This is a genomic window from Kitasatospora sp. NPDC004745 (genome assembly GCF_042873275.1).
Taxonomy (GTDB): domain Bacteria; phylum Actinomycetota; class Actinomycetes; order Streptomycetales; family Streptomycetaceae; genus Kitasatospora.
Genome location: NZ_JBIALK010000001.1, coordinates 213,164 through 235,087, shown reverse-complemented (window position 1 = coordinate 235,087; position 21,924 = coordinate 213,164). Strand labels below are relative to the sequence as shown.

Annotated in this window: 14 protein-coding genes and 1 riboswitch; of the genes, 4 read left to right on the top strand and 10 right to left on the bottom strand. The window is 76.7% G+C overall.

Features of this window, described 5'->3' with window-relative positions; genetic code table 11:
• Positions 1-151: 151 nt before the first annotated feature.
• Together ACFYUY_RS00850 and ACFYUY_RS00845 are read right to left on the bottom strand one after the other, a co-directional pair.
• A complete protein-coding gene (locus tag ACFYUY_RS00850) occupies positions 152-955 on the bottom strand; it encodes an ABC transporter ATP-binding protein (protein WP_360205162.1) in 804 nt (267 codons plus the stop codon).
• A gap of 178 nt (positions 956-1,133) precedes the next feature.
• Positions 1,134-2,150 (bottom strand): ABC transporter substrate-binding protein, encoded by a 1,017-nt coding sequence (locus tag ACFYUY_RS00845; protein WP_387896826.1) that lies wholly within the window; start codon positions 2,148-2,150, stop codon positions 1,134-1,136.
• A gap of 117 nt (positions 2,151-2,267) precedes the next feature.
• Here ACFYUY_RS00845 and fhuB point away from each other — a divergent pair, with 117 nt between their 5' ends.
• The 3 genes from fhuB to ACFYUY_RS00830 all read left to right on the top strand — a co-directional run bounded on the left by fhuB (position 2,268) and on the right by ACFYUY_RS00830 (position 6,767).
• Positions 2,268-4,466, top strand: a complete 2,199-nt coding sequence (gene fhuB, locus ACFYUY_RS00840; RefSeq protein WP_387896824.1) for a Fe(3+)-hydroxamate ABC transporter permease FhuB — start codon at positions 2,268-2,270, stop codon at positions 4,464-4,466.
• 95 nt (positions 4,467-4,561) lie between these two features.
• Entirely contained in the window at positions 4,562-5,680 is a 1,119-nt protein-coding gene (gene fes, locus ACFYUY_RS00835; protein ID WP_387896822.1) for an enterochelin esterase, read from the top strand.
• A gap of 155 nt (positions 5,681-5,835) precedes the next feature.
• Positions 5,836-5,903, top strand: a riboswitch (guanidine-III (ykkC-III) riboswitch).
• Between the two features lie 12 nt (positions 5,904-5,915).
• Entirely contained in the window at positions 5,916-6,767 is an 852-nt protein-coding gene (locus ACFYUY_RS00830; protein WP_360205152.1) for an MBL fold metallo-hydrolase, read from the top strand.
• 64 nt (positions 6,768-6,831) lie between these two features.
• On the opposite strand, the gene ACFYUY_RS00825 is transcribed toward ACFYUY_RS00830, so the two are convergent.
• The 3 genes from ACFYUY_RS00825 to ACFYUY_RS00815 are packed head-to-tail and all read right to left on the bottom strand — an operon-like array spanning position 6,832 to position 15,642.
• Positions 6,832-8,232, bottom strand: coding sequence for a DHA2 family efflux MFS transporter permease subunit (locus tag ACFYUY_RS00825; protein ID WP_360205150.1), 1,401 nt, complete (start codon positions 8,230-8,232; stop codon positions 6,832-6,834).
• Positions 8,229-8,414 (bottom strand): MbtH family protein, encoded by a 186-nt coding sequence (locus ACFYUY_RS00820; protein WP_360205147.1) that lies wholly within the window; start codon positions 8,412-8,414, stop codon positions 8,229-8,231. Before ACFYUY_RS00820 ends, ACFYUY_RS00825 begins: the two co-directional genes overlap by 4 nt.
• Positions 8,407-15,642, bottom strand: coding sequence for an amino acid adenylation domain-containing protein (locus ACFYUY_RS00815; RefSeq protein ID WP_387896819.1), 7,236 nt, complete (start codon positions 15,640-15,642; stop codon positions 8,407-8,409). The genes ACFYUY_RS00820 and ACFYUY_RS00815 overlap by 8 nt, the downstream gene beginning before the upstream one ends.
• Before the next feature lie 125 nt (positions 15,643-15,767).
• Here ACFYUY_RS00815 and ACFYUY_RS00810 point away from each other — a divergent pair, with 125 nt between their 5' ends.
• Positions 15,768-16,919 carry a M20 family metallopeptidase gene (locus tag ACFYUY_RS00810; RefSeq protein ID WP_387896817.1) on the top strand — a complete coding sequence of 384 codons (1,152 nt, stop codon included), beginning with the start codon at positions 15,768-15,770 and terminating at the stop codon, positions 16,917-16,919.
• Positions 16,920-17,026: 107 nt separating this feature from the next.
• Here the strand turns inward: ACFYUY_RS00810 and ACFYUY_RS00805 are convergent, their stop codons facing one another.
• The 5 genes from ACFYUY_RS00805 to dhbC form a co-directional block, all read right to left on the bottom strand.
• Positions 17,027-17,806 carry an AMP-binding protein gene (locus tag ACFYUY_RS00805; RefSeq protein WP_387896816.1) on the bottom strand — a complete coding sequence of 260 codons (780 nt, stop codon included), beginning with the start codon at positions 17,804-17,806 and terminating at the stop codon, positions 17,027-17,029.
• Positions 17,807-17,907: 101 nt separating this feature from the next.
• On the bottom strand, positions 17,908-18,132 hold the full coding sequence (locus ACFYUY_RS00800; RefSeq protein ID WP_360205138.1) for a phosphopantetheine-binding protein: 225 nt from the start codon (positions 18,130-18,132) through the stop codon (positions 17,908-17,910).
• Positions 18,133-18,137: 5 nt separating this feature from the next.
• Complete coding sequence (locus tag ACFYUY_RS00795) at positions 18,138-18,779, bottom strand: isochorismatase family protein (protein ID WP_387896814.1); 642 nt, start codon at positions 18,777-18,779, stop codon at positions 18,138-18,140.
• 12 nt (positions 18,780-18,791) lie between these two features.
• Positions 18,792-20,474, bottom strand: a complete 1,683-nt coding sequence (locus ACFYUY_RS00790; RefSeq protein ID WP_387896812.1) for a (2,3-dihydroxybenzoyl)adenylate synthase — start codon at positions 20,472-20,474, stop codon at positions 18,792-18,794.
• A complete protein-coding gene (gene dhbC / locus ACFYUY_RS00785; RefSeq protein WP_360205452.1) occupies positions 20,471-21,625 on the bottom strand; it encodes an isochorismate synthase DhbC in 1,155 nt (384 codons plus the stop codon). Before dhbC ends, ACFYUY_RS00790 begins: the two co-directional genes overlap by 4 nt.
• Between the last annotated feature and the right edge of the window lie 299 nt (positions 21,626-21,924).

Here is a 21,924-nt window from a genome sequence, read left to right as displayed (position 1 = left end):
AGGCCTCCGTGGACGTCGGGCGCTTCGGCGCGGGGGTGCCCCAGCACACCACACCGGCCCGGGCCCGCCCCCGCAACCCGCCGCAGGCAGCCGGTGGTGGACGGCGGCCGGCAACGGGCGGGCCGGTGCGGCGCCGAGCGCCCGTCAGCCGTCAGTCCGCCGCGACCCGCAGGGCGGTCGCCGGCGCCCGCGGGACGATCACCGGCGCGCCGTCGCCCGGCGCGGCCAGTACGTCGCTGTCGATGTCGTACAGCGCCCGCACCAGCGACGCGTCAACCACCTCGCGGGGCGGGCCGCAGGCCACCACCGAGCCGCCCCTCAGGGCGACCACCAGGTCGGCGTAGCGGGCGGCCGCCGCCAGGTCGTGCAGCACCATGACGACGGTCCGCCCGCCGGCCGCGACCTCGCGCACCAGCTCCAGCACCTCGACGGCGTGGCCGAGGTCGAGCGCGCTGGTGGGCTCGTCCAGCAGCACGACGGGCGCGTCCTGGGCCAGCACCATGGCGAGCCAGCAGCGCTGGCGCTGGCCACCGGAGAGGCGGTCGAGCCGGCGGTCGGCGAGCTCCTCGACGCCGGTGGCGCGCAGCGCCCGCGCGGTGAGCCGCTCGTCCTCGGCCGACCACTGGCGGAACAGCCCCTGGTGCGGGTGCCGGCCGTAGCGGACCAGCCCGGTGACGGTGACCGCCTCGGGGGCCTGCGGGCTCTGCGGGAGCAGCGCGACCCGGTGCGCGGCCTGCCGGGGCCGCAGCCGCCAGAGGTCCTCCCCGCCGACCAGGACCCGCCCGCCGTCGGGCCGGTGCAGCCGGGCGGCGGCCCTCAGCAGGGTGGACTTCCCGCAGCCGTTCGGGCCGACCACGGCGACCACCCGGCCGGCCGGGATCGTGAGGTCGACGCCGTCGAGCACCGGGCGGCCCGGGCCGTAACCGGCGGTGAGGCCCTGGATCGTCAACTCCATCGCGGGTTCCTTCGGTCGGGGAGGGTGCCGGGAGCCGCGGGGCTCCCGGCACGGGCCTCGTCGGGGCGGGTTCCGTCGGGACGGAGCCCATCGGGACGGCCGGGCCAGGACGGCCGGGTCGGGACGAGGCGGGTCAGGACGAGGCGGGTCAGGACGAGGCAGGTCAGGACGAGGCAGGTCAGGACGAGGCGAGCGCCTTGGAGATGTCGCCGATGACGACGTCGGCCGCGAGCGGGCCGCCGCGGGTGGACCAGACCGAACCGTCCACGGTGACGGCGTGGTTGTTCTTCACGGCGTTCAGCTCCTGGTAGGCGGGCTTGGACTGGACGTCCTTGAGCGCGGCCTTGCCGTCGTCGGTGAGGGTGGAGAGGAAAAGCCAGTCGCCGTCGATCTCGGCGAGCTTCTCCAGGCTGAGCGCGGGGCTGTGGGCGTTGCCGTCCTTGTCCTGCGCCTTGGGGCGGGTGAGGCCCATGTCGAGGGCGACGCCGCCGGCGAACTGCTTGCGCTCCATCCAGCTGGGCCCGGTCGGGTTCCAGCGGACGATGGAGACCGCCGCGCCCTTGTTCTTGCCGAGCTCACCGCCGGCCTTGGCCGCCTTGGCCTCGTAGTCGGCGATCACCTTGTTGGCCTGGTCCAGCTTGTTGACGGCGTTCCCGATCCCGCGGAAGGCGAGCTTCCAGTCGTCGGTGGGCGCCATGGTGACGAGCGTGGCGGGGGTGATCTCGCGCAGCTGCTTGAGCACCTGCTCGTCCTGCATGTCGCCGGCCAGGATGAGGTCGGGCTTGGCCGCGATGACCTTGTCCATGACGGGCTGGAGCAGGTTGCCGACCACCGGCACGCCCTGGACCTTGTCCTTGAGGTACGCCGGCGGCTCGTTGAGCCCCTGGCCGTTGGTGATGCCGGCCGGCTTGACGCCGAGGGCGAGCACCGCGTCGAGGTCCTCCTGGGTGAGGGTGACGATCCGCTGGGGCGAGGCGGGGATCTCGACGGCCTTGCCGGTGGCGTCCTTGACGGTCCGCTTGCCGCCGGCCTGGTCCGGGGCGGCACTGCCGGCGGCGGACGACCCGCCCGCGGCGGGGGCGGAGGAGCCGGAGGAACCGCACCCGGCGAGCAGGAGGGCGGCGGCCCCGGTGACGGCCAGCACCTGGAACGCACGGCGGCGGACGGCGGGGAGCGGGCTCTGGGCAAACGGCATGGGTGCCTCCGGGCAGCGGTGTTGCGGGAGTTGAACGGCGTCCGGACGGATCGGCGCGGTGACGGTGCCCCGGCGGCGCCCCACAGGACGGTACGACCATTAGGTTAGCCTTACCTTATGACATCGTCGCAAGTGGGCGAACCCACGGCGTCCCGCACCGCACCCGACGCCCCGCCGCCACCCCGGCCGCCGGAGCCTGAGCCGGCGCCTGCGCCGGCGCAGGCGGACGACCGCCGCCGGCCCGTCTGGCCGATCGCCCTCGGCGCGGTGGCCGCCCTGCTCGCGCTGGCCGCGCTCTCGCTGTCGGTCGGCGCCGGCGAGGTCGGCGCCGGGCGGGTGCTGGACTACCTGCTCGACCGCGGCGGCGCCCGCGGCGATGGCCGGCTCGCCCTCGTCGTCGGCGACCTGCGACTCCCCCGCACCGCCACCGCGCTGCTGGTCGGCGCCGCCCTCGGCGTCGCCGGGGCCCAACTGCAGTCCGTCACCCGCAACCCGCTCGCCGAGACCGGACTGCTCGGCATCAACGCCGGTGCCTCCCTCGGCGTCGTGCTCGGCATCGCCGCCCTCGGCGTCCAGACCTCCTACGGCTACCTGGCCTGCGCGTTCGGCGGCGCCGTCCTCGCCAGCACGCTGGTGCTGCTCATCGCCGGCGCCCGGGGCGGCGGATCACCGATGCGGCTGGTCCTCGGCGGGTCCGCGGTCGGCGCCACCTTCGGCGGACTCACCGGCGTGCTGATCGTCAACTCCCCCGAGACGTACGACCGGTACCGGGTCTGGGTGCTCGGCTCACTCGCCGGCGTGGAGGGCTGGGCGACCCTGCGCCAGCTCGCGCCCGTCCTCGCCGCCGGCTTCCTCCTCGCCCTGCTCGCCACCCGCCCGCTCACCGCGCTCGCCCTCGGCGACGACCTCGCCCGCGGCCTCGGCCACCGGCCCGGCGCCACCCGTGCCACCGTCGCCATCGCCGTCACCCTGCTCACCGCCTCGGCCGTCGCGCTGGCCGGGCCGATCTCCTTCCTCGGCCTGCTCGCCGGCTTCCTCGCCCGCGCCGTCGCCGGACCCCGGGTCGGACGGCTCACCCTGTTCGCCGCACTGTTCGGCGCCGCCGCGCTCACCGGGGCGGACGTGCTGGCCCGCGTGGTGGCCAGGCCCTTCGAGGCGCCGGTGTCGGTCATCGTCGCCCTGGTCGGCGCCCCGGCGCTGATCGCCATCGTCCGCTCCCGCCGCACGGCCGCCCTCGACCTCACCGACCCGGCCGAGGCCGCCCGCCCCCGGCAGGCCGAACCGCCCGCGCCCGCACCCGACCTGGTGCTGCGCCGCGGAGCGTGGTCCCTGCTGCTCCCCCGCCGGTCGCTGCTCGCCGCGCTCGGCCTGGCAGCCGCCCTGCTGACCGCCGTCGTCGTCTCCGCCCACGCCGGGCAGAGCGAACTCGGCCTCGGCCGCACCTTCCAGGCCGTCTTCGGCTACGGCGAGCGGCTCGACGTGCTGCTGGTCCAGAGGTTCCGGCTCGGCCGGATCGTCGCCGGACTCGCCGCCGGCGCCGCCCTCGGCCTCGCCGGGTGCCTCACCCAGACCCTCGCCCGCAACCGGCTCGCCACCCCCGAACTGCTCGGCGTCAACGACGGCGCCACCGCCGCCGTGCTCATCTCCGCCACCGCCTCCGGCACCTTCGGCGCCTGGTGGGCCGGGCCGCTGGGCGCCCTCGTCGCCGTCCTCGTCGTCGCCCTGGTCTCCGGCGGCCTCGGCGCCCGCGGCTACCGGGTGCTGGTCGTCGGCCTCGCGATGTCCGCCCTGGCCTCCGCCGTCATCCAGGTCGCCCTCGCCCGGCGCTCGCTCAACTCGGCCGGATCGCTGTACGTCTGGACCTCCGGCAGCCTCAACGGCCGGGACTACGCCGTCGCCACGCCCGTCCTGCTCGGGCTGGCCGTCCTGGTGCCGCTCGCCCTCGTGGTGGCCCGGCGGCTCGCCGTGCTGCGGTTCGACGACAGCGTCGCCGCCTCGCTCGGCGTCGACCCGGGGCGGGTCCGGCTCGCCTGCCTGCTGCTGGCCGTCGCCCTGGCCGGGCTGGCCGTCGGCGTCTGCGGACCGGTCGGCTTCGTCGCCCTCGCCGCGCCCGTCCTCGCCGGGCGCCTCGCCGGGCCCGCCCGGGTGCCCGTGCTCGGCTCGGCGCTCACCGGCGCCCTGCTCGTCGTCCTCGCCGACACCCTCGGCCGGGTGCTGATCGGCGGGGTCGAGATCCCGGTCGGCATCGTCACCACCGTCCTGGGCGGGCCCTTCCTGCTGTGGGTGCTGCTCGGCCGCCGCGGCGACCCGGCGTAGCCCCCGTCCCGTCGCCCGTCCCCGTCCCCTGCCCCTGCCCCACCTTTCTCTTGCCGGCCCCGCCCTTCCCGCCACCGAGTCCCGGAGTGCTGCCCGTGGAACCCCACCCCCTGGTCGAACCCGACCCGCACGACCCCGCGTACCGGCTGGTCACCTTCGTCCACGAGCCCGAGCCGGACCAGCCCTGCGACGGCGTGCTCGCCCTCCTGCACACCGTCACCGACAAGGACCGCCACGCCGGCGACCTCACCCCGCACCTGATGGACCGTACGGCCGACGGCCGCTGGACCATCACCTACCGGCTGCGCGCCGACCACCGCGCCTCCTACCAGCTCCACCCCTACCGCGGCGCCGCCCCCGGCACCGCCCGGGCCGACTGGCTGCACGTCCTCGACCACGCCCGGCCGGACCCGCTCGACGAGCAGCCCCGGCTGCCCGCCCGCGACGGGCGCCACCCCTCCTCCGTGCTCAGCCTCCCCGGCGCCCCCGCCCAGCCGTACGTCCGGCGCCGCGACGGCGTGCCGCGCGGCCGCACCGTCGCCGCCGAGCACGCCGGCCGGCGGGTCGACGTCCACCTGCCCGCGGGGCACGGGGCCGGCCCGCATCCGGTGGCGGTGCTGCTCGACGGGGAGATGTGGGGCGAGGTGCTGTCCGTCGGCGACACCCTCGACAACCTCACGGCCGACGGGGCGATCCCGCCCACCGTCGCGCTGCTCGTCCACACCATGGGCCCCGGCCGGCCCGAGGACCTCAGCTGCAACCCGGAGTTCGTCGACCTCCTCGCCGACCGGCTGCTGCCCTGGGCCGCCGGCCGGTTCGGCGCCACCACCGACCCGGCCGCCACCGTCATCGCCGGCCAGAGCGCGGGCGGACTCACCGCCGCGTTCGCCGCCCACCGCCGCCCGGACCGGTTCGGCAACGCGCTCTCCCAGTCCGGCTCCTTCTGGTGGCCGGACGGCACCGACTTCGACGAGGGGAGCGAGTGGCTCACCCGCCGCTTCGCCGCCGACGAGCGGCGCCCGGCCCGCTTCTACCTGGAGGTCGGCCTCCAGGAGTGGATGCTGCTCACCCAGAACCGGCACCTGCGCGACGTCCTCGTGGCGCGCGGGTACGACCTCGAGTACCGGGAGTTCAACGGCGGCCACGACTACGCCTGCTGGCGCGGCGGCCTGGCCGACGGGCTGGCGCACCTGCTCGGCGGCCCGACCGGCTGAGGGCCCGGCGGGAGGCGCCCCCTCGCGGCACCGGGCCCTCACGACACCGGCTCATGACACCGGCCGCTCACGACTCCGGCCCCTCGACACCGGCCCCTCACCGCACCGGCCCCCGCGGGGCCGGACCGCCGCCGCGGGCGCGTGCTAGCGTCCCCGTGGCGGCGCGTCGGCGCCGGCCCCGGACGAGATGTGCGCCGTACCCGGCCCGCCAAGACGACGCACGCTGGGAGGCGTCATGGCTGCCGGTACCCCGGTCGCCCGTCCGCTGGACGTACGGTGGATCCACGGGTCCCCGTCGGCGAAGCACGACACGGACCCGGAGATCCAGGTCTACGAGTACGACGAGCACACCGTCATCCTGCGGCAGAACATGGCGGTCAACTACGAGGCGCCGTTCCTGTTCCTGCTCTTCGGGGACGAGCGGGCGGTGCTCATCGACACCGGGGCGACCCCGGAACCCGCGTTCTTCCCGCTGCGCACGGTCGTCGACGGGCTGATCGACGCATGGCTCGCCCGCAACCCCCGCGACGGCTACCGGCTGCTCGTGCTGCACACCCACCCGCACGGCGACCACGTCGCCGGCGACGGACAGTTCACCGGGCGGCCCCTCACCACCGTGGTCGCGGCGGACCCGGCCACCGCCTGGGCCCACTTCGGCTTCGACCGCGACCCGGAGGCGGTGGCCCTCGTCGACCTCGGCGGCCGGGTCCTGGAGTGCCTGGCCACCCCGGGACACCACCCGGCGGCCGTCACCTTCCACGACCCGCACACCGGCTTCCTGCTCACCGGGGACACGGTCTACCCCGGCCGGCTCTACATCGACGACTGGCCGGCCTTCACCAGGACCATCGACCGGCTGATCGCCTTCGCCGAACGGCGACCGGTGACGCACGTGCTCGGCTGCCACATCGAGATGACCCGCACCCCCGGCGTCGACTACCCGATCCGCTACACCCACCAGCCCGACGAGCCGCCGCTCGAACTGACCGTCGACCACCTGCACCGGATCCGCGCCGCCCTCACCGAACTCGGCGGCCGCCCCACCCGCCACGCGCTCGCCGACCTGATCCTCTGGCCCAGCGACTGAACCCGCCCCTCGGGCGGGCGGGCAGACGGGGGCGGCGCCGGTCAGCGCCGCCCCCGGGCCCCGGTCAGTCCTCCGGGGGCGGCGGGGCCGGCGGCTCCACCGGGAGGCGCTGCGCGACGAGGACGCCGACCGCGACCAGGCCGGCGGTGCCCAGCAGGGCGACCCGGTAGGGGCCCGCCGAGCCGGCGTCGTCACCGAGGGCCCCGATCACGGCGGCCGCGGCGGCGATCCCCAGAGCCCCGCCCAGCGTGCGGACGATGGTGAACAGGCCCATCGCCCGGCCCATCGCGGGCGGCGGGACGTCGGCGAAGCCGGCGATCTGGACGGTGAGCACGGCGGTGCCGAGGACCAGCCCGACCGCGAACATCAGCGCCCGCACCGCCCACGGGTTCTCGGCGAAGCCCAGGGCGGCCAGCACGAGCGCGGCCAGCAGCAGGGCGGGCCGGGCGAGGCGGCGCGGACCGAACCGCGGCAGCAGGCGGTCGACGACCTGGGAGGCGGCCATCAGGCCGAGCGCCTCCGGGAAGACGCTCAGGCCGGCGTCCAGCGCCGAGGCCCCGAGCGCCGCCTGGTAGAGCAGCGGGAGCGCGAACAGGGCGCCCATCAGGCCGGCCGAGGTGAGCAGGGCGAGCCAGGTGGCGGCGCCGTAGGCCCGGTCGGCGAGCAGCCGCACGTCCACCAGCGGTTCCTCGGCCCGGAGTTGGTGGCGCACCGCCGCGCCGAGCAGCAGCAGTCCGGCCAGTCCGCCGAACGCCACGCCCGGCGAGGACCAGCCGTGCGCCGGGCCGAAGCCGAGCGCGTAACTGAGCAGCCCGAGGCCGGGGGTGGCGAGCAGGAATCCGGTGGTGTCGAAGCGGCCGGCGGGCGGCTCGGCCTCGGCCCGCAGGCCGGCCAGGCCGGTGACCAGCGCCGCGACCCCGATCGGCACGTTGACCAGGAACAGCCAGTGCCAGGAGAGGTGTTCGGTGAGGAAGCCGCCGAGCGGCGGCCCGAGGGCGGGCATCAGGGCCGTGGGCACGATCAGCACGCGGCCGAGGCCGGCCCGCTCGTGCGGGGCGAACGCCCGGAACAGCAGGGTCATCCCGACCGGCGTGAGCAGCCCGCCGGCCACGCCCTGGACGGCCCGCGCGGCGGCGAGCGCGCCGAGGCCGGGAGCGGCGGCGCAGAGTGCGGAGGCGAGGGTGAAGGCGGCCAGCGAGCCGAGGAAGACCCGCTTGACGCCGTACCGGTCGCCGAGCCAGCCGGCGACCGGCAGGCCGACGGCGAGTCCGACCAGGAAGGCCGTCTCCACGGCGTTGGCCGCCGAGACCGGCCGGCCGAAGTCCTCGGCGATGGTGAACAGCGCGGGGTTGACGATGGTCGAGTCCAGGCCGTTCATGCACATCGCGGCGGTGTAGACGACGACCACCGCGGCGCGCCCCGCGAGGAGGGGGCGCGCCGGGGCCCCGGCGGCGGGAGGGGTCACAGGTCGGTCCAGTGGGCGGTGATCCAGGCGAGCGCGTCGGCGCGCCCGCAGGGCCCGTGGGAGACGTCCCAGCCGGCCGGGACGGCGGCGAAGGCGGGCCACAGCGAGTGCTGGCCCTGGTCGTTGACCAGCGCGAGGAACCGGCCGTCGGCGTCGAAGGGGTTGGTGGGGGCGTCACTCATCGGAGGACTTCTCCAGGTGGTCGGAGATCACGCGGGCGATGTGCGCGATCGGGGCGGGCAGGGTCATGTCCTTGTGCGAGCAGGCGACGTCCGTGTTGTCGATCCGGCCGGACACGTACGGGGTCCACAGCTCGGGGACGAGGGTCTCGTCGATGGTGTCGACGGTGGCCCGGAAGAACAGCACGTCCCCGTCGAAACGGCGGTGGTCGTAGCCGCGGACCAGGTCGTTGGTGTTGAGGTAGATCCGGTTCAGCGCGGCCACGGTGGCGTCGGCGAGCCCGGCCAGCGGGCTGCCCTCGCGGCGCAGCAGTTCGGTGACGGCGCCGAGTTCGAGCGGCCGGCCGTCCAGGTCGGCGGGGCCGTAGCCGCCCATGGTGAGCAGCGCCTCCAGGGCCTCGGCCTGGTCGGGGACGGGCAGGTCGCGGAAGCCCTCGGCGGGGTAGGCGTCCAGGATGGCCAGCAGGTCGACGCGGTGGCCGAGTTCCTGCAGCCGGACGGCGACGGCGTGGGCGATGATCCCGCCGGTGGACCAGCCGAGCAGCCGGTACGGGCCCTCGGGCTGGACCTCGCGCAGCCGGTCGGCGTAGTGCGCGGCCAGCTCCTCCAGGGTGCCCGGCAGCGGCAGGCCGGCGGTGGCGGCGCCGACGCCCTGGGCCTGGAGGCCGTAGATCGGCTGGTCGGCGGGCAGGTGGCGGATCAGGCCGGTGTAGCACCAGCTGAGGCCGCCGGCCGGGTGGACGGCGAACAGCGGGGTCCGGCGGCCGGGCGCGGCGGGGCGCAGCGGCAGCAGCACGTCGAGGGCGTCGACCTGCCGGGCGCCGCCGGACAGGGCCGCGTCGAGGGCGGCGACGGTGGGTGCCTGGAACAGGGTGCCGATGCCGGCCTCCAGTCCGAGCACCTCGCGGATCCGCCCGGCGAGGCGGACGACCAGCAGCGAGTGGCCGCCGAGGGCGAAGAAGTCGTCGTCGACGCCGACCGAGGGCACCCCGAGCACCTCGGCGAACAGCTCGCACAGCTGCTGTTCGCGCGGGTTGCGCGGGGGGCGTCCGCCGCCGCCGGCCGGCGCCTCGGGGGCGGGCAGGGCCCGGCGGTCGAGCTTGCCGTTGGCGGTGAGCGGCAGCCGGTCGAGCAGGACGACGGCGGAGGGCACCATGTGGACGGGGAGTTCGGCGGCGGCGTGGGCGCGCAGCTGCTCGGGGGTGACGGCCGCCGGGGCGGGGTCGGGCCGGTCGGCCGACCGGGCGGCGACGGCGTAGCCGACCAGTCGGCGGTCCCCCGGCGCGTCCTCGCGGACGACGACGGCGGCGTCGGCGATGCCGGGGTGGGCGGCCAGTACGGCCTCGATCTCGCCGAGTTCGATCCGGAAGCCGCGCAGCTTCACCTGCTGGTCGGCGCGGCCGAAGTACTCCAGCACGCCGTCGGCGCGGCGGCGGGCGAGGTCGCCGGAGCGGTACATCCGGGTGCCGCGCTCCCCGAACAGTTCGGCGTACGGGTCGGCGACGAAGCGCCCGGCGGTGAGCTCGGGGCGGCCGAGGTAGCCGCGGGCCAGACCGGCCCCGGCCACGTACATCTCGCCGGTGACGCCGGGCGGGACGGGCTGCAGGTACTGGTCGAGCACGTAGATCCGTAGGTCGGGGATGTTGACCCCGATGGTGCTGCTGCCGGCGGCGGCGCCCGCCCGGTCGAGGGCGATGTGGGACACGTGCACGGTGGTCTCGGTGATGCCGTACATGTTGACCAGGGTGGGCGCGTGCTCGGGGTGGCGGTCGTACCAGTCGTCCAGCCGGGCGAGTTCGAGCGCCTCGCCGCCGAACACCACGTAGCGCAGGGCGAGTTCGCTGCCGGGGCGGTCCCGGTCGGCGGCGCTGAGCTGGTAGAAGGCGGACGGGGTCTGGTTGAGCACGGTGACGCGTTCGCGGGCGAGCAGGTCGAGGAAGGCCGCCGGGTCCCGGCTGACCAGGTGCGGGACGACGACCAGCCGGCCGCCGTGCAGCAGGGCTCCCCACAGCTCCCAGACGGAGAAGTCGAAGGCGTAGGAGTGGAAGAGGGTCCAGACGTCGTCGGCGCCGAAGCCGAACCAGTGGTCGGTGGAGCGGAAGAGGCGCACCACGTTGTGGTGGGTGACGGGCACGCCCTTGGGCCGGCCGGTGGAGCCGGAGGTGTAGATGACGTAGGCGGTGTCCTCGGGGCGCAGCGGGCGGGTGCGCTCGTGCTGGGCGGGCGGGGTGGCCGGGTGGTCGCCGTGGTCCGGTCCGTCGACGAGCAGCCGGGGCAGGTCCTGGGCGGGCAGCCGGGGCTCGGTGGCGCGGTCGGTGAGCAGGGCGGCGGGGGCGGCGTCGGCCAGCATGTAGGCGAGGCGGTCGGCCGGGTAGTCGGGGTCGAGCGGCAGGTAGGCGGCGCCGGACTTGGCCACCGCGAGGAGGGCGACGACGAGGTCGAGCGAGCGCGGCAGGGCGAGGGCGACGATGGCGCCGGGGCCGATGCCGTCGGCGATCAGCCGCCGGGCCAGCCGGTCGGCGCGGGCGCCGAGTTCGGCGTAGTCGAGCTGCTCGTCGCGGTGGCTGACGGCGACCGCGTGCGGGTGGGCGGCGGCCGCGGCCTCGAACAGCTCGGGCAGGGTGGTGTCCGGGGCGGACGGGGCGGGAGTGCCGTTCCACTCGACCAGCGCGCGCGTCCGTTCCCGCTCGTCGGTCAGCGGGAGCCGGCCGATCGCCGTGTCCGGGTCGCCGGCGGCGGCGGTGAGCAGTCGGGCGAGCCGGGCGGCGAGGGCCTCGGCGGTGGCGGCGTCGAACAGGTCGGTGCGGTACTCCAGGAAGCCGCCGATGCCGCCGCCGGGCAGCTCGCCCGCGTTGAGGGTGAGGTCGAACTTGGCGGTGCCGCTGGGGACGGCGGCGATCCGGGCGGTGAGGCCGCCGCCCATCGGGTGGGTGTCGTCCGGTCGGCTCTGCCAGGCGAGCATCACCTGGAACAGGGGGTGGCGGGCCAGCGAGCGGGGCGGGTTGAGCTCCTCGACGAGCCGGTCGAACGGCAGGTCGGCGTGCTCGTGCGCGGCGAGCACGGTGCCGCGGACCCGGTCGAGCAGTTCGCGGAAGGTCGGGTCGCCGGAGGTGTCGGTGCGCAGGACCAGGGAGTTGACGAAGTAGCCGACCAGGTCGGCGGTGGCCGGATCGTCGCGCCCGGCGACCGGGGTGCCGACGGGGACGTCGGTGCCGCAGCCGTGCCGGGTGAGCAGGGCGGCGAGCCCGGCCTGGACGGCCATGAAGACGGTGCCGCCGCAGGCCCGGGCGAGGGCGGCGAGGGCGGTGTGGGCCCCGGCGTCGAGGGCGAACGGCACGGTGGCGCCCCGGTGGCCGGCGACGGCGGGGCGCGGCCGGTCCGCGGGCAGCTCCAGCTGGTCGGGCAGGCCGGCCAGGGCGGTGCGCCAGTACTGCGCCTGCCGGGCGGCCAGCGGGCTGGGCCGGTCGGCGGTGCCGAGCAGCTGCCGCTGCCAGGCCGCGTGGTCGGCGAACTGCAGGGCCGGCGGCGGGAGGTCCGGGGCGCGGCCGGCCAGCCGGGCGGTGTAGGCGGCGGCCAGGTCGCGGGCCAGCGGGGTGGTGGAGGCGCCGTCGCCGGCGATGTGGTGCAGCAGGAGCAGCAGGGTGTGCTCCTGCGGGCCGTGCGCGAACAGGGTGGCCCGCAGCGGCGGTTCGGCGGCGAGGTCGAAGCAGTGCCCGACGGCTTCGGCGAGCGTGCCGCCCGTGCCGCCCGCGCCGCCCTCGTGCAGCTCGACGGGTGCGGCCGGGAGGATCCGCTGGTACGGCGTGCCGTCGGACTGCTCGCCGTAGACGGTGCGGAGCACCTCGTGGCGGGCGCTGACGTCGCCGAGGGCGAGGGTGAGCGCGGCGCGGTCGAGCGGGCCGGTCAGGGTCAGGGCGAGCGGGATGTTGTAGGTGGCGCTCGGGCCCTGGAGCCGGTTCAGGAACCAGAGTCCGCGCTGGGCGGCGGAGAGCGGCATCCGCTCGGTGCGCGGCGCCGGGACGAGGGCGGGGCGGGCCTCCGGGGCGGCGTCGGCGGAGCCGTCCAGCAGGTCGGCGAGCCCGGCCGGGGTCGGGTGGCGGAAGACGTCGGCGAAGCCGACGGGCGTGGCGAAGGTCTCGCGCAGCCGGGCGGCGAGCCGGCCGGCCAGCAGCGAGTGGCCGCCGAGGTCGAAGAAGGAGTCGTCCCGCCCGGGGGCCGCGGGCAGGCCGAGCACGTCGGCGAACAGCCCGCAGACCAGCTCCTCCCGGGGTGTGGCGGCCGGTGCTCCGGCGGCCGGGAGGGCGGCGGGTTCCGGCAGGGCGCGGTGGTCGAGCTTGTCGTGGGCGGTGCGCGGCAGTTCGTCGAGGAGCAGGACGGCGGCCGGGACCATGTGCCCGGGCAGCCGCTCGGCGAGCGCGGCGCGCAGCGCGTCCGGGTCCGGGGCGGCGCCGGGCGCGGGGACGGCGTAGCCGAGCAGCCGCTTGCCGTGCGGGCCGGGGCGGGCGATCACCACGGCCTGGGCGACGCCGGGCAGTTCGGCGAGGACGGCGGCGATCTCGCCGGGCTCGATCCGGAAGCCGCGGATCTTGACCTGGTCGTCGGCGCGGCCGAGGAACTCCAGGGTGCCGTCCGGACTGCGGCGGGCGAGGTCGCCGGTGCGGTACATCCGCGCGCCGGGCGGGCCGAAGGGGTCGGCGAGGAAGCGCTCGGCGGTGAGGTCGGGGCGGCCGAGGTAGCCGCGGGCCAGACAGGCGCCGGCCACGTACAGTTCGCCGGTGGCGCCGTCGGGGGCGGGCCGCAGCGAGCCGTCCAGCACGTAGGCGCGGGAGCCGCGCACCACCCGGCCGACCAGGGCGCCGTCCGGGCCCGGGGTCCAGGCGTAGGCGTCGACGGTGGTCTCGGTCGGGCCGTAGAGGTCGATCGGGTGCAGCCCGGGGACGGCGGTCAGCCGGCGCCAGAGCGCGGGCGGGGTGGCCTCGCCGCCGACCGCGACGACGGCGGGGCGGTGCCACTCGTCGTCCAGGATGCCTTCGGCGAGCAGGACTTCGAGGTAGGAGGGAGTCACGTCGAGGTAGTCGACGCGCTCGCGGTGGAGGTGGCCGGCCAGCACGGCGGGGTCGCGGTAGGTGGCGTCGTCGAGCAGGTGCAGCTCGTGGCCGTGGACCATCCAGAGCACCGGGTCCCAGCTGGCGTCGAAGGCGAACGAGGCGCTGTGGGCGACCTTGAGGCGCTCGCGGCCGGTGCGGCGCACGGCCGGGGCGATGTGGTCCTCGCCGTGGCCCGCGCACAGGTTGGCGAGCGAGGCGTGGGTGACCAGCACGCCCTTGGGGCGGCCGGTGGAGCCGGAGGTGTGCAGCACGTAGGCGGCGTCCTGGAGCCGGGGGGCGGGCGGCGCGGAGGCGGGCTCGCCGTCGGCGTCGCCGGGCAGGACGGCGGGCAGCCCGGCCGGCAGGTCCAGCGCGGCCAGGGTCTCGGGGGTGCCGATCGCGCAGACCGGGCGGGCGTCGGCCAGCACGGCCGCCAGGCGCGGGCGGGGGTGGGCCAGGTCGAGCGACACGCAGGCGCCGCCGGCCTTGAGCACGCCGAGCAGCGCGACCACGGTGTCGGTGCCGCGCGGCAGGGCGATCGCGACGGGCGCGCCGGCCCGTACGCCCAGGGCGGCCAGGCGGTGGGCGAGACGGTTGGCGGCGGCGTCCAGCTCGGCGAAGGTGAGCGCGCTGCGGCCGCTGCGGACGGCGACGGCGTCCGGGGTGCGGGCGGCCTGGGCGGCGAAGAGCTCGGGCACCGTCCGGTCGACCGGCGCCTCGGTGCGGCCGGCGGTGGCCCGGCGCAGCGCGGCCGGGTCGAGCAGGTCGATCCGGGCGATCGGCGTCCGCGGGGCGGTGAGGAGCAACTCGGCGAGGGCGTCGAGGTAGCGCAGCAGGCCGTCGCGGTGGGCGGCGAGCGAGGCGGCGTCGTAGCGGGCGGGGTCGGCGTCCAGGACGAGGCGCAGGGCGCCGCCGGGGGCCGGCGACACGCCGACCGCGAGGTCGTCGACGGGGCCGGCGGCGAGGTTGCGGACGACGCCGGGCAGTCCGGCGAGGTCGAGGTCGCCCTCGAAGGCCTTGATGTTGACCATCGGTCCGAACACGGCGCGGCGGTCGCCGGTGCGCCCGAGGTCGCGGCGCAGGTCCTCGAGCGGGTAGCGCTGGTGGCGGCGGACGGCGCGCAGCTCGCGGACGACGCGGCGCAGCAGCTCCTCGGCGGGGTCGGCGGCGTGGACGGCCACGCGCAGCGGGAGCACGTTGGCGGTGGCGACGGGGGTGCGCAGGGCGGCCGGGCCGCGGCGGTTGGCCAGCGGCAGGCCGAGCACGACGTCCTCGGTGCCGGCCAGCCGGTGCAGGTAGCCGGCGGTGGCGGCGAGGAGCAGTTCGGCCCAGGTGGCACGGGCGGGGGCGGCGGCCCGCTCCAGGCGGTCGCGGGTGCCGGCGGGCAGGTCGGCGGTGAGGCGCAGCGGGGGTGCGGCGGGTGACGCGGCGGGTGACGCGGTGTCATCGCCTGTGGCTGAGGGCGGGGTCGGGCCCGGGGTCGTGGCCGGCGTGCCGGGGAGGGTGGCGGGGCTGCCGGCGTCGGCCAGGCGGGCGGCCCAGTGGGCGCGGTCGGCCGGGTACTCCTCGCCGTCCCGGTAGGCGGCCTCCTCGGCGGCGGCCTCGGCGAGGTCCGCGAAGGGGCGCGCGGCGGGCTCGGTGGCGGTGGCGTGCGCGGTGTAGAGCTCGGCGACCCGCTCGCCGAGGAGGGTCAGCGCGTAGGCGTCGACGGCGAGGTGATGGATCCGCCGGTACCACCAGGTCCGGTCGTCGGCGAGGCGGATCAGGGCCTGGGTGAACAGCGGGCCGCGGGTGAGGTCGGCCGGGCGGGCGAGGTCCGCGCGCATCCAGGCCTCGGCCTCGGCGTCCGGGTCGTGGGCGGCGCGCAGGTCGAGGCGGTGCAGCGGCCAGCGCGGGCCTGGGCTCAGCCGCTGACGGGGCGTTCCGTCGGGGCCGGTGACGACGACGGCGCTCAGCGCCTCGGCCTCGTCGACCGCCTGCCGCAGGGACTCCTCGAAGAGGTCCTCGTCGAGGAGTCCGGTGATCTCGACGGCGTCGCCGGTGTTGTAGGCCGAGCTGTCGGGGTCAAGCGCCTGGGCGTACCAGATGGCGGCCTGGGCGGCGAGCAGCGGGACGTCGGCGGCCTGGGTGTCGACGGCAGGCATGGTTCGGAGAGCTCCTCGGGGTCCGGCGAACGAAACGCCATACTTAGGTTAGCCTAATCTAACTTCATATGATCTGGTCAACGGCCCCCCGGGGCCACGGCCCTGACACCCCGGAGACGCCGCCCATGCCCCCGAGCGACGCCAAAGAGGCCGTCCGCGCACGCGTCCACGCCCACCGCGACGAGCTGCTCGCGCTCAGCCGCCGCATCCACGCCCACCCCGAGACGGCCTTCGAGGAACACCGCGCCGCCGCCTGGTGCGCCGAACTGCTGCGCACCCACGGCTACGCCGTCACCGCACCCGCGCACGGCCTGGCGACCGCGTTCACCGCGAGCCTCGGCGACGGGCCCACCACCGTCGCCCTCGTCTGCGAGTACGACGCGCTGCCCGGCCTCGGACACGCCTGCGGGCACAACCTGATCGCCGCCGCCGGCCTCGGCGCGGCCCTCGGACTCGCCCCGTACGCGGACCGGCTCGGGCTCACCGTGCGGGTGATCGGCGCACCCGCCGAGGAACGCGGCGCCGGAAAGGCACTGCTGCTCGCCGACGGCGCCTTCGACGGGGTGGACGCCGCGATGATGGTGCACCCGTGCCCGGTCGAGGTCGCCGACTTCCGCTCCTTCGCCCTCGGCACGCTCTCCGTCCGCTACACCGGCCGCGCCGCCCACCCGAGCCTCAACCCGCACGAGGGGCGCAACGCCGCGGACGCGCTGACCGTCGCCCAGGTCGCCCTGGGGCTGCTGCGCCAGCAACTCCCGCCGCACTGGCGGGTGCACGGCATCACCACCGCGGCCGGCACGGCGCCCAACCTCATCCCGGACAGCGCCAGCGCCGAGTACGAGATCCGCACCCCGGCGGCCGAGGACCTCGCGGAGCTGCGCGCCCGGGTCGAGGACTGCTTCCGGGCCGGGGCGCTCGCCACCGGCTGCAAGGTGCTGCTCGAACGACCCGAGCCGGACTACCTGGACATGCGTTCCGACCCCGCCCTGCTCGACCTCTGGCGGGCGAACGCGGCGGCCCTCGGCCGGCCGGAGCCGATCGAGAGCGGACCCTTCGCCTGCACCGACATGGGCAACGTGTCGCACGCGGTCCCGGCCATCCACCCCGTCCTCGACATCACCGGCGGCGCCTGCACCCCGCACGAGGCCGCGTTCGCCGAGGCCGCCGTGGGGCCGGAGGCGGACCGGGCGGTCCTGGACGGCGCGGTCGCCCTGGCCTGGACGGCCGCCGACCTCGCGGCGGCGCGGAGGGGCGGGGTGAGCGGACGGGCGGGGTGACAGCTGACAACTTTCAGATTTCAGCCGACAGATTTCAGATGACAGATTTCATCATCTGTCATCTGAAATCTGTCATCCGCCCCCCGCCACCTGTCCCCCGCCGCCCGTCACCCGCCGAGCAGTGCCGTCGAGGTCGCCCGGACCGCCGTCACGCCCAGGTCGCGGACCAGGGTTCCGACGTCCCCAGGCCAGTGCGGATCGGCCAGCACCACGGCGGCGCCGGTCCGCAGCGGCCACAGGAACTCCCAGAGCGGCAGACCGAGTTGGAGCACCCGGTCGCCCGGTCCGAGCGGGTGGGCGGCCTGCAGCTCGCGCACCCGGCGGTCCGCCTCGCCGTGGGTGAGCCGGACCTCCTCCGGTCGCCCGCCCGGCCCGAACCCGATGCAGAGCGGGTGCTGCGGGGTGAGCGCCCGGGGCGGGTCGGTGGCGAGCTCGCCCGCCGCGTCCAGCCCGGCGAGCGCCCCCGGCACCCCCTCCCCCAGTACGCACACCGGCGCCGTGCGGGCCAGCAGCAGCTCCCGGCGCCCGGGCGCGTCCGCCGGGTCCAACGGCAGGTAGGCCGCACCGGACTTGGCGACCGCCAGCAGCGAGGTCAGCAGGTCCGCCGGCCGGCCGGCGGCCGCCAGGCCCACCACCGCACCCGGGCGGGCGCCCCGCGCGGTCAGGACCCGCGCCAGCCGGTTGGCCGCGGCGTTCAGCTCCCGGTAGGTGACGACGGCGCCGCCCGCGATCACCAGGGCCGGCAGCTCCGGCGTCCGCGCCGCCTGGGCCTCGACGGGCCCCACCGCGGTGGTCGGCGGGTGCTTCGGCGCCCGGGCCGCCCGGGGGTCCGGCGCACCGGGCCCGGACGGCGGAGCCAGGGTCAGCACACCGCCGGCCGGCCGCACGGCCGCGCTCCCAGGCGCGCTCCCCACCGCTCCCCCCGCCTCCGCCGCCGGGGTCACCCCCGCCGCTCCCCCCACGGCTCTCTGGACCGCGAGCGCCTCCATCAGGCCGCGCCCAGCAGCGCGGCCCAGGCCTCGACGGCCGGGCGCTCGGCCAGCTGCACGAACCCGACCTCGGCGCCCTCGGCCCGCCAGCGCTCGGCGAGCGCCATCAGCCGCACCGAGTCCAGGCCCCAGTCGGCCAGGTTCTCGTCCAGCGGGATGTCCGCCGGGTCCTCCCCGAGCAGGTCGGCGACCTCGGCCCGGATCCGCTCCACCGTGAAGGCCATGCCCGTCACTTCCCTTCCAGCGTCGCGGACACGGCGTCCGCGGTCGTCACCAGTCCGCAGCGGCCGGCCACCCACGCGAGCGCGGCCCGGTGCTCCTGCGGGCCGAAGTCGGCGACCGCGTCGGCCACCACGAAGGCCTGCACGTCGCGCATCCAGGCGTCGCAGGCGGTGGCCTGGACCCCGATGTGCGCGTAGACGCCGGTGATCACCAGCTGGTCGCGGCCCTGCTCGCGCAGCAGCCGCTCCAGGTCGGTGCGCACGAAGGCGCTGTACTTCCACTTGGTGAGCACGGTGTCGCCCGGCGCCGGGGCGACGGCCTCGGCGATCGCGGTCGCCCGCGGGTCGTCCGGGATGCCGGGGCCCCAGAAGTCCTGCTGGAGGCCGCGTTCGGCCGGGCTCTGCCCGCCGGGCTGGGCCGAGTAGACCACCGGCATGCCGTGGACGGCGGCCAGCTTCGCCAACCGGGCGACGTTCCCGAACAGTTCGGTGACGGGCGGGGCGGCGGTGTCGAAGGCGTCCAGGAAGTGGTTCTGCAGGTCGTGCACCAGCAGCACGGCGCGCGCCGGGTCCACCGTCCAGGCGACCCGGTTGGCGGGCAGCTCCTCGGCGGCGGGCATCGGATAGGAGGGAATGCGGGGCAGGCCCACGGCGGTGGTTCCTTAGGGGACGGGGTGGATGGAGGGGGCGGGGGCCGGCAGCGCGGCCGCGATCGCGGCGCGCAGGTCCTTCTTGCTGACCTTGCCGATCCCGGTGGCGGGGAAGGCGTCGACGAACTCGACGCGGTCGGGCACCTTGTACTCGGCGAGCCCGCGTCCGCGCACGAAGCGCTTCAACTCGACGGACTTCGGGGGCCGTTCGGCGTGCTCGGGCCTCAGCACGACGTACGCGCAGGTGCGTTCGCCGAGGTACGGGTCGGGCATCGAGACGACCGCCGCGTCGTGCACGGCGGGGTGCGCGAGCAGGTGGTTCTCGATCTCCTCGGCGGCGACCTTCTCGCCGCCCCGGTTGATCTGGTCCTTGGCCCGCCCCTCGACCACCAGGTGGCCGGTGGGGGTGCGGCGGACGAGGTCCCCGGTGCGGTAGAAGCCGTCCGCCGTGAAGGAGGCGGCGTTGTGCCCGGGCGCGTTCCAGTAGCCGCGGATGGTGTACGGGCCGCGGGTGAGCAGGTGTCCGGTGGCGCCCTCGGGGACGTCGCGGTCCTGGTCGTCGACCACCCGGATCTCGTCGTCCGGGGAGATCGGCCGGCCCTGCGTGGTGGTGATCAGCTCGTCCGGGTCGTCCAGACGGGTGTAGTTGACCAGGCCCTCGGCCATCCCGAACACCTGCTGGAGGGTGCAGCCGAGCACCGGCCGCACGCGGCGGGCGGCCTCCTCACTGAACTTGGCGCCGCCGACCAGCAGCACCTCCAGGCTGTCCAGGTCGTTCCTGCCGGGCCCGGCCGCGCCGCGCTCGGCGGCGTCCAGCCAGAGCAGGGCGAGCGGCGGCACCAGCCCGGTGACGGTCACGCCCTCGCGCTCGATCAGCGGGAAGGCCGTCTCCGGGTTGGGCTGCGGGCACAGCACCACCCGGCCGCCCGCGTACAGCGTGCCGAGCGAACCGGGCGAGCTGAGCGGGAAGTTGTGGGCGGCGGGCAGCACGCACAGGTAGACGCTGTTCGCGTCGAGGGCGCACAGCTCGACCGAGCCGCGCAGCGAGTAGATGTAGTCGTCGTGGGTGCGCGGGATGAGCTTCGGCACGCCGGTGCTGCCGCCGGAGAGCTGCAGGAAGGCGACGTCGGCCGGGCCGGGCGCCTCGGTCGGGCCGGGCCCGTCGCAGGGCACGTCGGCGAGCCGCAGGTGCTCCCCCGGGTCGTCCCCGGCCACCAGGACCAGCCGCAGCGCGGGGTTCTCCGCCTGCACCCGGCTGGCGAGTTCGCGGTAGTCGAAGCCGTTCTCGACGGCCGGGACGACGTAGCCGGCCGCGCCGGTGAAGGAGCAGAAGTGGCCGATCTCGGTGGCCCGGTGCGCGGGCAGCGCGAAGACCGGCAGCGCGCCGATCCGGAAGAGCGCGAAGACCACCTCGAAGAACTCGGCCACGTTGGGCAGTTGGACCACCACCCGGTCGCCCCGGCGGATCCCCCGGGCGAGCAGCCCGGCGGCCATCCGGTCGGCGCGGCGGTCGAGTTCGGCGTACGTCCAGCGGCGCCCGGCGCCGGCCGGGTCCACGACGGCGATGCGCTCGCCGTGCTCGGCGGCCCGCTCGCGCAGCATCCGCCCGAAGGTCTCGCCGCGCCAGTACCCGGCGGCCCGGTAGCGCTCGGCGAACTCGGCGGGGTACGGGGTGAATCCGTCCGGGAGCGTCACTGCGGCACCCCCGCCGCGTCCAGGAAGGTGCGGAACTTGGCGCTGGTCTCGGCCAGTTCGTCCTCCGGGCGGGAGCGGTCCACGACGCCCGCGCCCGCGTAGACCCGCAGGGTCCGCTCGTCGGCCTCGGCGCAGCGGATGGTGACCACCCACTCGCCGTCGCCGTCCGCGTCGCTCCAGCCGACCATGCCGGTGTAGAGGCCGCGGTCGAAGGGCTCGACCTCGCCGATCACCCGCCGGGCCACGTCGGTCGGGGTGCCGCAGACCGCCGGGGTCGGGTGCAGCGCGGTGGCCAGCTCGAGGGCGGAGACCGCCGGGTCGGCCAGCTCGCCGCCGATGGTGGTGGCGAGGTGCCACATCGCGGCGGTCCGCACCAGGGTGGGCCGGTCCGGTACGTCCAGGGTGCGGCAGTACGGCGCCAGCGCGGTGCGGATCGCGTCCACCACCACGGCGTGTTCGTGCAGGTCCTTGGGCGACTCCAGCAGCGCGGCGGCGCGCCGGACGTCCTCGCCGAGGTCGGCGCTGCGCGGCACCGAGCCCGCCAGCGGGTTGGCCAGCACGGTCGTGCCGCGCCGGGAGAGCAGGAGTTCGGGGCTGGCGCCGATCAGGGTGCGGCCGCCGCCGGCCGGGACGGCGAAGGTGTAGCCGCCCGGGTCCCGGCGGCCGAGCCGCTGGAGGATCGCGGGCAGGTCGAGGGCGCCGTCGGCGCTCAGCTCGACGGTGCGGGCCAGCACCACCTTGCTCAGCTCCCCGCCGCGCAGCCGCTCGACGGCCGCCGCGACCCCCGCGCCGTACGCGGCCGGCTCGGGCACCGGGCGGATCCGCCAGGCGACCTGCTCGGCCGGCGGGGCGGGCAGCGCGATCAGCGGGTCGTCGCGCAGCGCCCCGGCTCTACGGACCTTCAGCGGGACGGCGAGCTCGGCCCGGCTGTCGTGGTCGAAGGCCACCGCGCCGACCACCAGCGGCCGTTCGACCCCGGCGCGGCGCGCCTCGGCCAGTGTCGCGGCGACCCGCTCAGGCAGCGGGCGTCCGTCCTGCGGCACCCTGGCGTGCACGCCGGTGGTGAGCAGGGTCCGGGTCGGCGAGGCGAAGAACGCCTCGTCGGTGGCGGCCCGGTACTGGCCGAGCAGACCGCTGGCCGCGCCGATCACCGCGTGGTCGGGGCCCTGGTCGGGGCGCTGCGCGGGGGCGGCGGCGGGGTCCGCGAGCGCGGCGGGCCCGGCGGGGGCGTGGTGCACCGTGGTCACCGTGGTTTCTCCAGTCGTGGAACGGTCGGGACGGTCGGGACGGTCGGGGTGTGCCGGCGTGCCGGCGCCATCGGGGGCCTCGGCCTGCCGGATGCGCCGGGCCCCGGCCCCTGCCCCCGCACGGCGGCCCGGGCGCCGGGCACACCGCGGGGACGGCCGCCGCAGCGGCCGCCGGGGCACCCCCGGCCGGCCGGCGGGCGAGG

Excerpts from the sequence above, each read along its gene's own strand:
- ACFYUY_RS00850 (WP_360205162.1), bottom strand. The coding sequence starts at position 955 with ATGGAGTTGACGATCCAGGGCCTCACCGCCGGTTACGGCCCGGGCCGC.
- ACFYUY_RS00845 (WP_387896826.1), bottom strand. The coding sequence starts at position 2,150 with ATGCCGTTTGCCCAGAGCCCGCTCCCCGCCGTCCGCCGCCGTGCGTTC.
- fhuB (WP_387896824.1), top strand. The coding sequence starts at position 2,268 with ATGACATCGTCGCAAGTGGGCGAACCCACGGCGTCCCGCACCGCACCC.
- ACFYUY_RS00830 (WP_360205152.1), top strand. The coding sequence starts at position 5,916 with ATGGCTGCCGGTACCCCGGTCGCCCGTCCGCTGGACGTACGGTGGATC.
- ACFYUY_RS00820 (WP_360205147.1), bottom strand. The coding sequence starts at position 8,414 with ATGAGTGACGCCCCCACCAACCCCTTCGACGCCGACGGCCGGTTCCTC.
- ACFYUY_RS00815 (WP_387896819.1), bottom strand. The coding sequence starts at position 15,642 with ATGCCTGCCGTCGACACCCAGGCCGCCGACGTCCCGCTGCTCGCCGCC.
- ACFYUY_RS00810 (WP_387896817.1), top strand. The coding sequence starts at position 15,768 with ATGCCCCCGAGCGACGCCAAAGAGGCCGTCCGCGCACGCGTCCACGCC.
- ACFYUY_RS00800 (WP_360205138.1), bottom strand. The coding sequence starts at position 18,132 with ATGGCCTTCACGGTGGAGCGGATCCGGGCCGAGGTCGCCGACCTGCTC.